The following is a 15,452-nucleotide window of genomic DNA, read 5'->3' on the forward strand; positions in this document are numbered from 1 at the left end:
CTTATCACCTCTAACTAAACTCTATTTCTTTTTATGATAAGTAAAGGCAGCTTCTGCACAAAATTGAATGGCTTTTTCAGGAAGTGACTTAGAAATATCAAATACAATGGCTCGATTTCCAGAAAAATACAATTCATTTCCAAAAATCGTCCGGAAATTTTCAATCAAATTCGTTTGGCAATGAAAAAACATGGCCACTTGACTATCAGAAAATGTATCAAGCCGAATTGGGGTCCCGCCTTTTAGCGCATAGCTCGGTTGTCCCCATTTTAAGTCCTCTTGTAAAACGGCATCCCCATCAACTAAAGCCGCCACCTCAAACAAGATACTGCGAATTTCAAGCAATTTCACTTGTTCAAGAGGCGTATAGGTCGCATATTTTTCTTTTACAGAAATCGCTTGCATCTGTTTGTCACTCCTTATAACTGAATATCGCGCTCGACGGTTTTTAACCCGTAATGCAACACTGCATCGTTCATTTCTTTTGAAAATCCGCGGAATAAACAGCGATCATAATCGATTTCAAGCGGCACGTCCGTATGAATCGCTGCTAATTTTTGACTCAAGAACAGCATCTCTTTATCCTCTGCGATTTTCTGTTGTTGGGCGGGTTTCAATTTGTCGAGGTTGGCTAAAACACCGTCTACCGATTCAAATTCTTGGATAAGTTTTAAAGCTGTTTTTTCACCAATACCGCGCACGCCCGGGTAACCATCTGACGTATCGCCCATGAGCGCCTTTACATCAACAAACTGCGTAGGTGTAATTCCCATTTCTTCATAAAAAGTGGCTTCGTCGTAACGCTTATAGTTGCCATAACCCTTTTGCATAATCCACACATCATTTTTCGAGTGAATAAGTTGCAGCAAATCTTTATCGCCACTTAAAACCGTTGTGTTTAAATCTGACGTTAATTTTGTCGTAATCGTCCCGATACAGTCGTCTGCCTCAAAACCGGGGACACCGATATTGACAAACCCAAAAGCCTCTGCGACTTCCTTCGCCAAATCAAATTGCGGTATCATCTCATCAGGTGGTGCAGTTCGCCCCGCTTTATACCCGTCAAAAAGTTCATTACGAAATGTCTGTGCGCCCATATCCCAACAAATCACCGCATGTGTTGGCTGACTTTGGCGCATCGCTGCAAAAATGTGGCGTAACATTCCTTGTACGCCATTGGTCGGTAGCCCCGCTTCATTATACATAAATTGTTTGCTTACCGCTGTGGCGTAAAAAGCGCGAAAAAGTAACGCCATACCGTCCACAACAAGTAAATTAGGTTGTTTAGTTTCCATTTCGTGACTCCTTTTATCATGATTACTTCAATTTTACCATAAAAGAAGAGGCCAGAACATAAATCTTAGCTAAACATAAAAACCGTGAAGAAAATCACTTTCTTCACGGTTTTGGTTAATGAAAAGCCATCTTTGGTTGCCACTACTTGATTCACTTTGGTAAATGGAAATTTATGTTCCAAACGGTTCTAGTTCATAACGGGATTTTGCTGTTTTTTATAAGCTTCTCCCAGTCTTTCAACATATCATCCGCAATCAAATCCTCGCCTAATACACGCATAGACTGAATAATCTTTTTCACTTCATCGAATGTACTTTGATGCTCGCCGCCAAGAAAGTAGATCTGATTTAAAATAAATTTACAGCTTAGGATTAAAACGCAATCATGAGCTTCTTTCGCGTCCTCTAGAACTTCCTCAATAATCGGCTTAGTTTCTAGAATTCTATCGTTCACTCTTAGCAAAGTGCAGTAATTAAATTTAGTAGTTCGACTAAGCTTATCAATATCTCTATAACCAGCATACTTATCATAAAATTTATTCAGTCGCTGCAAGATTAAGCTCATAGGCTCTTCAGCAAAAATATAGAATATGTTAGACATTAATACAATATCATTGTAATACCACGTTTCCCTATTTTTCAAATCTTGCCAGACAGCATCAAAGTGATGCCGAGCGGTATTTATATTTTGGGATTCTTGGAGTTCCATGTAGCCAAATAATATAGACTTTAAATGATTTAAAAATGTGTCACTATTACCATTATGTTGCAATGCTTCAATTTTACTTATTAAGTTTTGAAATCCTGACTTGTTAAGCGTTGAACCAAGCCTTCTGAATTCATTAAAAATCTCTTGTATATGAGAATGGGCATAACCATTTCGAATATACTCAAATTCAGATAAATCCATTGAAAATCGTTCTAAAATATCTAAAAGTAGTGGATAACTAGGTGTTTGAGTACAGTTTTCGAGGCGTTGTAAATGTGTTCGCGACATAATATCCGTATAAACATCAACTTGTTTCAATCCAATACTTGTGCGTATGCTTTTTAAAGTTTTCCCGACTGCTAACTTATTTTTGTTTTCTGTCATCTCCATCGCATCCTTTTTATGTTTTTATAAGTTGCTTTTTAATAAGTCAGTATATTTTGTGTGATAAACTGTATTTGTCAGGGAGGTGAGAAAATGTTAGCTTCAGTACTAGTTTATTTCATTATTGTATAATTCTTTCCCCAAGTGTTTAGGCTACTTAATTCGTAAGATGACGTGGATGAATCGGAATTAAATAGCCTGACATGTCACGACAATTTTGTAAATCTTTGGTTTTAGTATACTATTTTATTTATAAATTGTCTAATACAATCTGAAAATATGTTAATACTGAATCAAGCATCATTTCTCTGACGCACTATCGTAGTTATTTGTTTTCATTCATCTTTTTTTGCTGTATAACTTCATACAAGTATAACAGCCAGCCGGACTATGTTCGGCTTTTTTTGTGCTGTCTATGTAAAAAGACTGCTACAAGAAAGCAGCAGTCCTAGCATGTAGGAAAACTCCAAACACACGTAAAATCAGACTAAAGCAGCACATACTGGAAATCGCAATCTATCCGACCACGTGTGATAGAACGAAGCTTTAACAACGAAAATTGCCGTTTGTCGTCAATTTTCACCTGTATAATTTTACCAACTGGCTTTTTTGACGCCAGGAATTTGTCCTTTATGCGCAAGTTCGCGAAAACGGATTCTACTCATGCCAAATTTACGCATATATGCATGTGGTCTACCAGTTAATTCGCAGCGGTTATGCAAACGCGTTGGCGATGAATCACGCGGTAATTTCCGAAGTTCTTCGTAGCGTCCCTCAGCCTTCAACTCGCGCCGCAATTCTGCGTATTTAGCAACTAATGCTTTTTGTCGTTCATATTTTGCTACCTTCGATTTTTTAGCCATCGTTTCTCCTCATTTCTATAAATAGGAATCATTACGTTTTACATTTTACGCTTTTCTACAAAAAAGTCAACTAAAAAAGCAACCCAAATGAGGTTGCTTTAAGAAAATTAGTCGTTAACCTGTTGCCACTCTAACTCTTCTGTTGCTTCTTTTTTGCGTGTTGGTAACATATTAAAAATAATATTTAAGCTGATTGCCGTAAAGCTTCCAGCAACAATACCGTTACTTGTGAAAAGTTGAATGAAAGATGGAAAGTTTTGGAATAGATCTGGTACCACGGTAACGCCTAGTCCAACACCGACGGAGCACGCAATAATAAGCAAATTTTCTTGCGACGTGAAATTCACCTTACCTAGCATTTTAATTCCTTGGGCAACGACCATACCAAACATCGCAACCATGGCACCACCTAAAACACTTGTTGGAATAATGGTTGTCACTGCCCCAATTTTTGGAATCAAACCGAGGATTATTAGAAATCCGGCGGCGACATAGATAACTTTACGTGTTTTAATCCCAGATAATTGCACTAAACCAACATTTTGGGAGTAGCCTGTGTACGGGAAAGTGTTGAAAATTCCGCCGAGAATGATGGCTAGCCCTTCTGCGCGGTAACCACGTGTTAAATCTTTTTTATCAAGCGTGCGACCCGTAATGTCAGACAGTGCGAAATACACGCCTGTGGACTCAACCATGCTGACGAGTGCGATTAAAATCATCGTCACAATTGCTGGCCATTCAAAAGTCGGCATACCAAAGTAAAATGGTTGCGGGAGATGGAAAAAGTCTGCTTCTTTAACGGGGGCTAAATTGATACCACCTAAAATCGCGGCAGCAAGCGAACCACAGGCAAGCCCAATCAACACGGCGATAGCTTTCGTAAATCCTTTACCGAATCGATAAACTAAAATAATGAGCAAGAGCGTGCCAAATCCTAAGCCGATATTATAAAACGAGCCAAAATCTTTTGCGCCCTGTCCGCCTGCAAGGTTGTTAATCGCCACCGGAATGAGCGTTAAGCCTATCACCGTCACGACCGAACCCGTTACGACTGGTGGAAAAAAGCGCACAATTTTTGAAAAGAACGGCGCGATAAGAAGAACAAAGAGGCCTGACGCAATGATGGAGCCGTAAATCGCAGAAATGCCCATTTCCTGCCCGATTAAAATGATGGGCGCTATCGCCTGGACTGCACAGCCAAGTACAACTGGCAAGCCGATGCCGAAAAAACGATTGACGGTTAATTGGAGCAGCGTAGCGATGCCGCACATGAAAATGTCGATGGAAACGAGGTACGTCATTTGTTCGGCGTTAAAGCCGAGCGCCCCACCAATGAGGAGTGGGACAATAACTGCGCCAGCATACATTGCCAGTACGTGTTGAAAGCCGAGTGCGGCCATTCTGCCTTTATTTAACATCGCCATTCTCCTCTCTAATAAAGCGAATCGTTTGATTTTCAAGTGAGGCGATTCGAGCTAGTGAGAGTACTTCTAGTCCTACTTCGTCTAGTAAAGCGCGTCCTTTTTGGAATGATTTTTCGATGACAATGCCGATGCCTGAAACTTTTGCTTTTGCCGTTTTGGCAATGTCAAGTAAACCAAGAACGGCTTGTCCGTTTGCCAAAAAGTCGTCGATGATTAAAATTGTATCCTCACTCGTTAAAAAGCTTTGCGATATGGAAATCGAATTGGTTTCTTTTTTTGTAAACGAATAGACGTCCGCCGTGTATAAATTTTCTTTCAACGTGACGGATTTTTTCTTGCGCGCAAAAATGACGGGGACATCAAGGAAAAGCCCAGCGAATACAGCGGGCGCAATACCTGATGATTCGATGGTGACGATTTTTGTAATACCGCGACCTTTAAAATGTTCCGCGAATTCATTGCCGATTTCGCGCATTAAGCGGGGATTAATTTGGTGGTTCAGGAAGGCATCGACCTTCAGCACATCACCTTCTAAAACCGTCCCTTTTTCCAAAATATAGTCTTCTAATAACTTCAAAACAAGTTCTCCCTTCATTTTAAAGACAACAAAAACCTATCTCCCGGCTAGAGAGATAGGCAAAATAAACCAGCTGTGCTGATTGTCGCTTATCACTCATAGTCCAGTTATTTACGGCAACCGGGTAGAAACTCATTGTCCATATCACAATTATTATATAAGTGCTTCATTTAATTATTTTTCCATTATAACGAACGGTTTTCGTTTGGTCAATCGCTTTTTTAGAACTTGTAAACAAATTTGTAACGTTCATTCAATAAATCTAACAAATAATCGGGGTTTAAACTTTCGCCTGTTGTATCTTGCAAAATTTCAAGCGGTTTCTTTAGCTTCCCGTATTGATGGACGTTTTTTGTAAGCCATTTTCGAATTTCCGTGTAGTCATCGCTTGCGATAATCGCATCAAGATTCGGAATTTCACGTTTCATGGTGTGGAAGAACTGGGCGGCGTACATAAGGCCGAGCGCGTAAGACGGGAAGTAGCCGAAATCGCCACCTGCCCAGTGAATGTCTTGCAAGACGCCATCGCTATCTTTTTCAGGGCGAACGCCAAGGTAGGCTTCGTATTTGTTCGCCCATGCCTCTCTTAAATCGGCCACTTCAAGTTCGCCGTTCATGAGAGCTTTTTCTAGCTCGTAGCGAATCATGATGTGCAGCGGATACGTTAAAATATCTGCTTCAATTCGAATGAGTGAGCTTTCAGAAATGTTCGTCGCGCGGTAAAAGTCCTCCAGCGACACCGCATCAAACGCAGGTTTAGCCAGTTCAGCAAGGTCTTTAAAATTGCTCTTCCAAAAGGCGAAGCTTGAGCCGAGAATGATTTCATAAAAGAGCGACTGCGATTCGTGAATGCCCATTGAAGCGCCTTCTGAGAGCGGTGTACCCGAAAGTTTCGGGTCAAAATTTTGTTCATAAATGGCATGCCCACCTTCATGAATGATGCCAAACACGGCCATTTTGAAATTATCTTCGGCATAGCGTGTCGTAATCCGCACATCATTCACATTTAACCCAATGGCGAACGGGTGAATCGTATCATCTAAGCGGCCTGCGTCAAAGTCAAAACCCATTTTTTGCAAAATACGTTCACTAAACGTTTTTTGAATGTCTTTTGCGATATTCACTTGAAGTGGCTTGCTGCTTGGTACCTCGCCTTGCTCCATTTTTTTGCGCAAATCCATAATCCCGCTTCTTAACTTCCCAAACACGGCATCAAGCGTTTCCACCGTCATACCCGGCTCATATTGCTCGAGCAACGTGTCGTATTTATTCGCTTTGTAGCCCCAATACTCGATGAACTTTCGTTTCATCGCGACAATTTGGGTTAAAAGTGGTTCGAATTTCGCGAAATTGTTTTCCGCACGGGCTTCGCCCCAAACGTTTTCCGCATCCGCAACAAGTTTGGAATAAGCAGCAAATTCTTTTGCAGGAATTTTTTTGTTGAGTTCATATAAACGACTGCACTCTTCAAGCGTCTTACGTGCCACTTCTCCTAACTCGTCTTTATGCGGCGTAAGAGCGGCAATAAACGCCGCCATTTCTTCTGAGACTTCGAGTTTAAAGATGTCTTCTGAAAGCACGCCAATGACTTCAGCACGTGCTTCCGCGCCTTTTTTCGGAATTCCCGTGCGAATATCCCAATAAACTAAATTGAGCGCCTCGCTAAGCGCTTCTTTGCGTTTCACATAAGCCAAAAACTCTTTTTCAATTTCATAAATGGATTCTGACATTGTCACTCACTCCTTATTTCTCGGTTTTCGTGGTCCCCAATACTGATATAAATCCGTTCGCAAATAACCATTATATAATTTACGTTTTTTCGTTGCTTTTTTTCCGTAAACTTCTTCAAATTTTTCATAGCTCGTGAGTACATATACCGACCAAGTTGGCATTTTTGCGTATGCTTCGCCCATTTCCTTGTAAAGAATTCGAATTTGCTCCTCGTCTTCTAAACGCTCACCATAAGGCGGGTTCGCCACGACAACGCCATATTCTTTTTCAGTCGTAAAGTCACTTGCTTGCATTTGTTTAAAGGAAATTAAATCAGCGAGCCCTGCCTCTTCCGCATTTTGCTTCGCGATTTCGATTAAACGGTGGTCGATATCCGCCCCTAAAATATCAAGTGGCTGGTCGTAATTCGCAAGGGTTTCCGCTTCATTTCGCGCATCTTTAAAAATCTGTTTGGGCATCCAGTCCCATGATTCACATACAAAATCGCGATTAAATCCAGGCGCAATATTTTGCCCAATCATCGCCGCTTCAATTGGAATCGTGCCGGAGCCGCAAACCGGATCATAAAACGGACGGTCCGGGTGCCAGCTCGTCAGTAAAACAAGTGCTGCTGCCATCGTTTCTTTAAGCGGAGCACCGCCCTGAGCCGTTCTATAGCCACGTTTATGTAAGCCAGCTCCGCTCGTATCAATCGTAAGCGTCACAACATCTTTTAAAATCGACACTTCTATTTTGAAAAGCGCCCCCGTCTCCATGAGCCTTCCACTCCGCCGGTATTTTTCACTAAGCCGATTCACAATCGCTTTTTTCGTAATCGCCTGACAATCCGGCACGCTAAAAAGCGTTGATTTAACGGATTTACCGGAAACTGGAAACGCCGCATCAAGCGGTAAATAATTTTCCCACGGCAAAGCTTTTGTTTTTTCAAATAGCTCATCAAATGTGGTCGCCTTGAATTCACCGACGACAATTTTGACCCGGTCCGCTACGCGCAGCCATAAATTGGCACGAGCAATCGCGCTTTTATCCCCACTGAAAAATACTTTCCCATTTTCAACTTTTGGTTCGTAGCCCAGCCGCTTCACTTCTTTGCCGACAATGGCTTCAAGTCCAGATGCAGCGGTAGCTACAAGATTAAATTCGTTCATCGTCATCATCCTTTTTTATTTTATCCAAGAAAAAAACTGCTTCAAAAGGACATCTACGTAACACGTAAAAGGCATTAAAAGAATGCGGTGGCCCTTTGAAACAGCCTTAATTGTTCATTTTCATCCTGCTATTAACGTTCTATAAGCCATGTTCTGTCCTCTACTGCTTACAGGGTTACAGTAAAGGGATAATCATCTATCTACACCCAGATTGCCCATAAATAGCAACCTTCATTGTCAAAAGCTTGCGCACCACTGTTCACGTATAAAAATACGCTCCAGTACGGTGCTCACTTTTTTCTAGAATCTTACCATTTATGGACAATCTTAAAAGGTGTCTCTTCCCTCATTCATTTACTCGGGAAAAGTGCCCCTACCATTGTTTGAGTTTCTCGCTCGTGGGGTTTACCTCGTTCCACTCCTCTTATTTCTAAAAGGACTCCGTCACTGTGGCACTTTCAAGGTACAATGACCATATCTAAAAGACTTAGGTCATTCACCTGCCGTCAAACTGGCATCAGTTTGCCTTGGCTTATGGTTTCACCAAGCACGATCACTACGGGCATCTCAGCACCGTGCGAGCATGGACTTTCCTCTGCATAACGCAGCGATTATCCGAACGTTAATAAAATTTTCTACTAGCTGATACTATCACATTTATTCGCCGTCGTCTAGCTTATTTCCAAAAACATGTTTTTCTAAATTTGATAAACGTTTTAAAATATCAAAATTAGTAGCACCTGCTGTTTGCGCTGGCGCTTGGTACGCACTTCTTGTCGGTTCTGATTTTACAGATGCACTATCAAGCTCTTGCACAAGGCGAATATTTTCCGCTTGTAAAGCTTCAATCTCACGTGTAAACGTTCCATAGTCTTTAATGACCATATCTAAAAACTCATCCACATCTTCTGGATTATAGCCACGCAAGCCAGTTTTAAACGCTTTTTCTAAAATTTCTTTTGCTGTTAAGTGATAATCAAATTGTTCCTCAGCCATAATATCCACCTCAATTTTATTCATTTCATGATTGTTTCTTCATCGAGTTAATTAATAAATCTATATCCTTATTCTTCCAAATCTAATAACATTTGTCAATGTAAACCCTTCTTTTTTAGAAAAAATCATTTTGAGTTTCGGCGACGATTTCTTGTAACTCGTAAAAATCAATTAGTGTGAGCGCGTACTCATTTTGTTCCGAAAAGTGCTTTGCCCGTTCATAAAAAAATTTGGGGGACCCTTCCTTCTCAAAATCATAAAGCAAGAGCGCGCCTTCTGTGTTTTCAATGATAAACTGGTCGCGCATGCCGAATTGTCCAGGATTCTCATACGGTCGCTCCGTAATATAGGCCCGGTAATCTGCTGCGGCAACGACTTCCTCATACCACAGTTTGTTCGCCTCATTCCAGTTACTCGCCTGCTCAACAAATGGCTCTAAAATCGCCAGCTGAACCTGATATTCTTGCTTCAAGTCACGCACCACTTCCCCGGCCCAAAGCTCGGTTCCAAGCTGCCCAGAAATAATGACCCACTCCAAACCTTCATCTATATAGGAAAGCAATTTTTTCCTTAGCGCCAATTGGATATACTTGGCCTCCTCGGCATCACGTTTAAAAATACCTAATTCAAAATTCTTATAGCCCGAGATAGCAATCGATTTCACTCTAAATTTTCACCTCGTTCTAATGCAGTTAACATGCGTTCTAGTGTATACTTAGATGATTCATAATGATCATGAAAATGTTTATAAAAGGATTTTCCATTAAAACAATTGACAGCGGTCATTTGAATATTCTGAGTGCACTGCAAAAGTTGCGTTTCTGTTAAATAAAGCGGCCTGTTTTTGTTCACATAAGGAACCGCAAGCGCTAAAAATTGCTCACATTTTTCTTTAGCGGCATCAACAAACGGCTTCATATCTTGATAAAAATCAAAGTCTTCCTGCGCTTTTTGATTGGCTAAATAGCGTTTGAAATTTTCTTCATTTTGTTGTAAAAGCGCCTTTGTTTGCGCGACAAGTTTGTCCATATTTAGCACCTTTCCCTAAAGTTTCTATTAAACTAGGATAACATAAAGTCGCTTTTTAAAACATTTCTCTGCTTTAAAGGCGCTTTTTACTAAGCAGAAAAGGCTTTCGTATGCGCTTTAGCCAAAATTTACTATCATTTTCATTTTAATTTGGTATAATAAAGAATGGTTCATTTTGAATAATAATCATAATTGAGGTGAGCATATGGCAATTGGCTATCCTAATGGAAAGAAAAATCTGCTGCATCAAAATAGCCAGTCCCCTGTAAAAAAGAAGCCGCAAACAAACTACGGGAAACGTGGTATGTCGCTTGAGGAAGATTTAAATGAAACCAATGCCTATTATTTGGCACATGAACGGGCAGTGATTCACAAGAAACCCACCCCTGTTCAAATTGTGAGAGTTGACTATCCAAAACGAAGTAGCGCGACAATTAAAGAAGCCTATTTCAAGCAGCCGTCAACAACAGACTATAACGGCGTCTATCAAGGAAAGTATCTTGATTTTGAAGCGAAAGAAACAAAAAACAAAACTTCTTTTCCGTTAAGTAATTTTCATCCCCATCAAATGGAGCACATGAAACAAGTTTTAAACCAAGGTGGTTTTGCTTTTGTCATTACCTCTTTTAGCTCACTTGGGGAAGTTTATTTAACAAGTTTTGACTCTTTCTTGCCGTTTTGGGAAAGAATGCAAGATGGTGGGCGTAAATCTATCACGCTTGCTGAGCTAAAAGTGCATTCGACACTGATTCCCTATGGTCTAAATCCAAGGTTGGACTATTTGAGTATTTTAGATTCACACTTTTTTAGTTCGATTTGATTAAAGGAGAGAAAAATGAATGGCAGAAAAACCGCAAACTAGATCAGAGTATCGCAGCAAAAAGACAAATGCTAAGCCGAAAAAGCCAAAAAAAAATATCGCGAAAACGATTTTTAAATCCATATTCTTCGTGGCTCTATTCTTTGCGTTCTTTGGTATTGCTGCTGGTGCATCTTTATTTTACGTCTATGCAAAAGACGCGCCTGAACTCACTGATTCAAAATTGCGTGACCCGCTATCTTCTAAACTTTTAGATAAAGATGGTAAGGTCTTTGCAGAAATCGGTACAGAACGCCGTGAGTATATTGAGTATAAAGATATTCCAAAACAGCTGGAAAATGCAATTCTTTCTACAGAGGATTCGCGTTTCTACTCGCATGATGGTCTCGACCCTATTCGTTTAGGTGGCGCCGTTATCGCGAATGTTAAAAATGGCTTTGGTGCGGAAGGAGCAAGTACGCTCTCGCAACAAATCATTAAAATGAGCTATCTGGATTACACCAACAAGACACTTGCACGTAAAGCGCAAGAAGCTTATTTAGCTCTTCAACTTGAAGAAAAATATAGCAAACATGATATTATTGAAATTTACGTCAACAAAGTGTATATGTCTGACCGAGTTCATGGTATGGAAACGGCGGCTGAACATTTTTACGGAAAAAACTTGAAGGACTTGAATTTAGGGCAAACGGCTTTAATTGCTGGTATGCCGCAAAGTCCAAACAACTACAATCCGTATGACGATCCAGAACTGGCGAAAAAACGTCGTGATTTAGTACTCACAAACATGTACAACCATGATAAAATTACGAAGCAAGAAATGGAACAAGCCCAACAAACCCCTATTTCAGACGGCTTGCGTTCTCAAAAAGAACGTGAGGAAAAAACGTACAAATATGATGCGTACGTCACACAAGTTTTAAGTGAAATTCCGGAAGAATATGATGTTTACACGGATGGTTTAACGATTTATACGGCACTTGATCAAGATGCCCAGCAGTATACGGAAAAAATGTTAAATACGAACGAAATCGTACAGTATTCGGATGATAAGATGCAAGCTGGTCTTGTGTTACAGGATACGAAAAACGGCCGTGTGCAAGCTATAGGTGGTTCGCGAAATCAGGCAGAGAATGTTACACGTGGTTACAATTATGCGACGCAGCTTAAACGCCAAGTTGGTTCGACGATGAAACCAATTGCTGATTATGGTCCTGCTTTCGAATATTTAAATTGGTCTACTGCTCAAATTTTAGATGACGCACCGTATACGTACACGGGGGGCTCTAAAATTAACAACTGGGACTTTGGCTATAAAGGACCTATAACAGTTCGGCAAGCCCTTTACCAGTCACGTAACATTCCGGCGCTTAAGACATTACAGGCGGTTGGACTTGATAAGGCAAAAGCCTTCACTGATGGACTCGGCTTTAATTACAAAGAGTTCTATGAGTCTTATGCGATTGGTGCTAATGAGTCGAATCCTCTTCAAATGGCTGGTGCTTACGCGGCTTTTGGGAACCAAGGGATTTATACCAAACCTCATACGGTAACCAAAATCGTCCTATCTGATGGCGATACATCGATTGATATGGAACCGAAAAGCGAAGTGGCAATGAAGGAATCTACTGCTTATATGACTTCTGATGTTTTAAAAGATGTTTTAACGATGGGTACTGGTACAAGTGCAGCTGTTCCTGGTGTTCCAGTCGCTGGTAAAACAGGGACAACGAACTTTGACGCTGCGGCACAAAGTAAATACTATTATCCAAGTGGTGCGGCACGTGATGCGTGGTTCGCTGGCTACTCAACGAATTACACCATCGCCGTTTGGACTGGTTATGACAGCTTGAAAAATTATTTATCTCCAGATGAGCAAAAAATATCGCAACGCATGTTTAGTAAATTAATGAGCCATGTTTCAGCTAATAAAACAACTGCCGACTTTAAAGCACCTAGTAACGTTGTATCTATTCCGATTCTAAAAGGCTCCAATCCTCCTGTTCGTGCGGCTGCTGGTACGCCAAGCGACAAAGTAACGAATGAGTTATTTATTGCTGGTACAGCACCAAGCAAAACGGCTTCAACAACGGATAAAGAAAAGGAAGCAGCAGCGAAGAAGAAAGCTGAAGAGGAAGCGAAGAAAAAAGCTGAGGAAGAGAAGAAGAAGGCTGAAGAGGAAAAAAATAAACCTCTTGCAGCACCAAGTGGCATCTCAGCATCTTACAATACAGCAACTAAACAAGTTTCCGCAAGTTGGGGAGCTGTTGAAGGCGCCACTTATGAAGTGACCGTAAATGGTCAAAAATCAACGGTCACAACCACTTCGATTACGGTTAGTGGAATGAGCCCGGGAAGTACGGTCAACATTAGCGTTGTAGCAATAAAGGATAATAAACGAAGCAGCGCCGCGACAACATCTGTTGCAATACCTGCAAATGCTAGCGCAAATGACGACGCGACAAACAATAACGGTCAGAATGGAAATAATCCTGGCAATAATAACGGGGACAACGCCAATGGGGATCCTCCAAGTAACTAATAAAAAAGAAGTATAGCTATCTGCTATACTTCTTTTTTTACTTATGCTTAGCAATTAATTTTCGCTGTTCTAGCAAAAGCTCGTTTAATTGCTTAAATCCTGGAAATGTATGGGCGCGCATTAGACAATATTCGAGTCGTTCTTCAAGATTTAGCGGCTTAATGGACAGTTCGCTTAGCGCTTCATTTAAATTTTCTAATCGGACAGGCTTTCTGTTACTCCAAAAAAGAATGGACAAGAAAATGCCAAGTGCATCTTGAACGAGGTAGGAGTCGGGCTTTTCATGTGCGCGAAATTTTGCTTCCATGGCGCTTAGAATGGCTGTCATTTGTTTGGTGAGTTTACGGCAGGCTTTTTCGGCATCATTTGCCCATGGTTGCACACCCTCGTTTTTCGTATAAAATAAGGTTTCTTGCCAAAAAGGACAGCCCGCAACGAATATCGATTCTTCGTCAAAGGCGTTGATATTCACGTTCGGCGCAGGAAATGCAACGTGCTGGAGTTCCTCGACATATTGAAATTTAACCATCAAAACCTCTCGCTTTCGCTTGTTTCTTCCCTTCACGGCAAATAAAAAGGAGCGGACATGTTGGGCACTCTGGTTTTCTCGCCTTACAATGATAGCGTCCAAAGAAAATCAAATCGTGGTGCGCATCTGACCACATCTCTTCAGGCAATTTACGTTTCAAAGTTTCTTCCACTTCGACAACAGAGTCTTTTAAGCGGCATATTCCGAGGCGTTTTGTAACGCGCTCAACATGTGTATCTACGGCCATTGCAGGGACGCCAAATCCGACTGATAAGACGACATTCGCCGTTTTTCGGCCGACACCAGGTAAGCTTTCTAATTCCGCATGTGTGCTTGGTACTTCGCCGTTAAATACTTCTAATAAGCGCTTTGATAAACCTTGAATGTTTTTTGCTTTGTTGCGGTAAAGCCCAATTGCGCGGATATCATCTTCTAGCTCTTGAAGTGGAACCGCCAAATAATCCTCGGGCGTATGATATTTTTCAAACAAAGAAGCCGTGACCTTATTTACTAAATTATCTGTGCACTGTGCGGATAGTACAACTGCGACTAAAAGCTCGAATGTATTTTTATGTACGAGCTCACAATGCGCATTAGGAAACATTTTTGCCATTTCCTGAATGCACATTACCGTTTGCTTTTTATTTAACACGTGTCCATCACCCTTTTCGATTTTCTAGCCAGTCATACAGCGGAATGGAGTCCTTACTTTTTTGAATATCACTTCGATTTGTCGTAATTCCAGTTCGCCCGTTCTGATGGAAATTTTCAGCAATACGTCGCGCGTCTTCTACCGTTTTCACTTGCTCTTTTTTCCAGTTTAATAAAATCCGGTCGATATAACGAAAATTGAGTTTCTGTGAAATTACCGCCTCTTTTAGCGCCTCACGAATTAATTCCGGAGCAAAGTGATCTTGGTCCAACCAGCCCGATAGCATTTCGGCTTCAAGCGGGGAGAGCGGCCGACCAAACTCGGATTCAAACGTGCGGTAAATATGCGTTTCTGCCTCGTTAACCGCTTCCTTTTGATTCGTAAGTTCTTCATTTGCTAAAAAAGCGGCAAGTTTTTGATACAACGGTTCTAAAGAATAAACCTCATGAGCCAGCTTATTTTCCTGTGCTAAAATGGCCAAGTTGCCCTTCCTAACAAGCGATTCGAGCAATCGCGTCACCCGCTCAAATGATGTCCCCATTCGCTCGGCCAGCTCGCTAATACTAGGAAACGAATTCCCGCTCACACGGAACGCTTCAATTTGCAAAACAAGCATAAATTCCGTTTCGTCTATATTTAATTTCGTATAATGTTTAATAAGAATTTGCGGTAATGTGACAAAGCCTTCTGTCATCCACGCACTTAATTCATTTTTTTCCATCCAAAACACCTCACATAAAATTATAGCATAGA

The 15,452-nt window shown here is 41.0% G+C and carries 16 protein-coding genes, 1 other RNA gene and 1 riboswitch; of the genes, 2 read left to right on the forward strand and 15 right to left on the reverse strand.

Annotated elements, in window-relative coordinates:
- Nucleotides 1-21: 21 nt before the first annotated feature.
- From BN1609_RS02340 to BN1609_RS02395, 12 genes are all read right to left on the reverse strand, one after another.
- Nucleotides 22-405, reverse strand: a complete 384-nt coding sequence (locus tag BN1609_RS02340; RefSeq protein WP_088815118.1) for a DUF1801 domain-containing protein — start codon at nt 403-405, stop codon at nt 22-24.
- 14 nt (nt 406-419) lie between these two features.
- Complete coding sequence (locus tag BN1609_RS02345; RefSeq protein WP_088808592.1) at nt 420-1,295, reverse strand: 5'-3' exonuclease; 876 nt, start codon at nt 1,293-1,295, stop codon at nt 420-422.
- A gap of 193 nt (nt 1,296-1,488) precedes the next feature.
- On the reverse strand, nt 1,489-2,388 hold the full coding sequence (locus tag BN1609_RS02350) for a helix-turn-helix domain-containing protein (RefSeq protein ID WP_088840469.1): 900 nt from the start codon (nt 2,386-2,388) through the stop codon (nt 1,489-1,491).
- Between the two features lie 593 nt (nt 2,389-2,981).
- Nucleotides 2,982-3,251 (reverse strand): 30S ribosomal protein S14, encoded by a 270-nt coding sequence (gene rpsN / locus BN1609_RS02355; RefSeq protein WP_088815116.1) that lies wholly within the window; start codon nt 3,249-3,251, stop codon nt 2,982-2,984.
- Nucleotides 3,252-3,358: 107 nt separating this feature from the next.
- Nucleotides 3,359-4,669 carry a nucleobase:cation symporter-2 family protein gene (locus BN1609_RS02360; RefSeq protein WP_088808589.1) on the reverse strand — a complete coding sequence of 437 codons (1,311 nt, stop codon included), beginning with the start codon at nt 4,667-4,669 and terminating at the stop codon, nt 3,359-3,361.
- Nucleotides 4,659-5,252, reverse strand: coding sequence for a xanthine phosphoribosyltransferase (locus BN1609_RS02365; protein WP_159458132.1), 594 nt, complete (start codon nt 5,250-5,252; stop codon nt 4,659-4,661). The genes BN1609_RS02360 and BN1609_RS02365 overlap by 11 nt, the downstream gene beginning before the upstream one ends.
- A gap of 79 nt (nt 5,253-5,331) precedes the next feature.
- A riboswitch (purine riboswitch) is annotated at nt 5,332-5,433 on the reverse strand.
- A 40-nt stretch (nt 5,434-5,473) separates the two neighbouring features.
- On the reverse strand, nt 5,474-6,982 hold the full coding sequence (locus BN1609_RS02370; protein WP_088825310.1) for a carboxypeptidase M32: 1,509 nt from the start codon (nt 6,980-6,982) through the stop codon (nt 5,474-5,476).
- A gap of 6 nt (nt 6,983-6,988) precedes the next feature.
- Nucleotides 6,989-8,131: a class I SAM-dependent RNA methyltransferase gene (locus BN1609_RS02375; RefSeq protein ID WP_088808586.1), complete on the reverse strand. Its 1,143-nt coding sequence runs from the start codon at nt 8,129-8,131 to the stop codon at nt 6,989-6,991.
- Between the two features lie 137 nt (nt 8,132-8,268).
- An RNA gene (gene rnpB, locus BN1609_RS02380) (RNase P RNA component class B) lies at nt 8,269-8,754 on the reverse strand.
- Between the two features lie 34 nt (nt 8,755-8,788).
- Complete coding sequence (gpsB, locus tag BN1609_RS02385; protein ID WP_088808585.1) at nt 8,789-9,127, reverse strand: cell division regulator GpsB; 339 nt, start codon at nt 9,125-9,127, stop codon at nt 8,789-8,791.
- A 115-nt stretch (nt 9,128-9,242) separates the two neighbouring features.
- Nucleotides 9,243-9,791, reverse strand: a complete 549-nt coding sequence (locus BN1609_RS02390; protein WP_088808584.1) for a DUF1273 domain-containing protein — start codon at nt 9,789-9,791, stop codon at nt 9,243-9,245.
- Nucleotides 9,788-10,156, reverse strand: a complete 369-nt coding sequence (locus tag BN1609_RS02395; protein ID WP_088808583.1) for a DUF1798 family protein — start codon at nt 10,154-10,156, stop codon at nt 9,788-9,790. The genes BN1609_RS02390 and BN1609_RS02395 overlap by 4 nt, the downstream gene beginning before the upstream one ends.
- Before the next feature lie 205 nt (nt 10,157-10,361).
- Between BN1609_RS02395 and recU the strand changes: the two genes are divergently transcribed.
- Together recU and BN1609_RS02405 are read left to right on the forward strand one after the other, a co-directional pair.
- A complete protein-coding gene (gene recU / locus BN1609_RS02400) occupies nt 10,362-10,976 on the forward strand; it encodes a Holliday junction resolvase RecU (RefSeq protein ID WP_088808582.1) in 615 nt (204 codons plus the stop codon).
- Between the two features lie 19 nt (nt 10,977-10,995).
- Nucleotides 10,996-13,518 (forward strand): PBP1A family penicillin-binding protein, encoded by a 2,523-nt coding sequence (locus BN1609_RS02405; protein WP_088808581.1) that lies wholly within the window; start codon nt 10,996-10,998, stop codon nt 13,516-13,518.
- 37 nt (nt 13,519-13,555) lie between these two features.
- Here BN1609_RS02405 and BN1609_RS02410 read toward each other — a convergent pair whose 3' ends face one another.
- From BN1609_RS02410 to BN1609_RS02420, 3 genes are read right to left on the reverse strand one after another with little or no spacing between them, the layout of a single operon-like run.
- A complete protein-coding gene (locus BN1609_RS02410) occupies nt 13,556-14,047 on the reverse strand; it encodes a YpoC family protein (RefSeq protein WP_088840470.1) in 492 nt (163 codons plus the stop codon).
- Entirely contained in the window at nt 14,040-14,699 is a 660-nt protein-coding gene (gene nth / locus BN1609_RS02415; RefSeq protein ID WP_088840471.1) for an endonuclease III, read from the reverse strand. The genes BN1609_RS02410 and nth overlap by 8 nt, the downstream gene beginning before the upstream one ends.
- 7 nt (nt 14,700-14,706) lie before the next feature.
- On the reverse strand, nt 14,707-15,420 hold the full coding sequence (locus BN1609_RS02420; RefSeq protein WP_088840472.1) for a DnaD domain-containing protein: 714 nt from the start codon (nt 15,418-15,420) through the stop codon (nt 14,707-14,709).
- Nucleotides 15,421-15,452: the final 32 nt, after the last annotated feature.

Origin of the sequence: Listeria sp. ILCC797 (assembly GCF_900186185.1) — a bacterium.
GTDB lineage: Bacteria > Bacillota > Bacilli > Lactobacillales > Listeriaceae > Listeria > Listeria goaensis.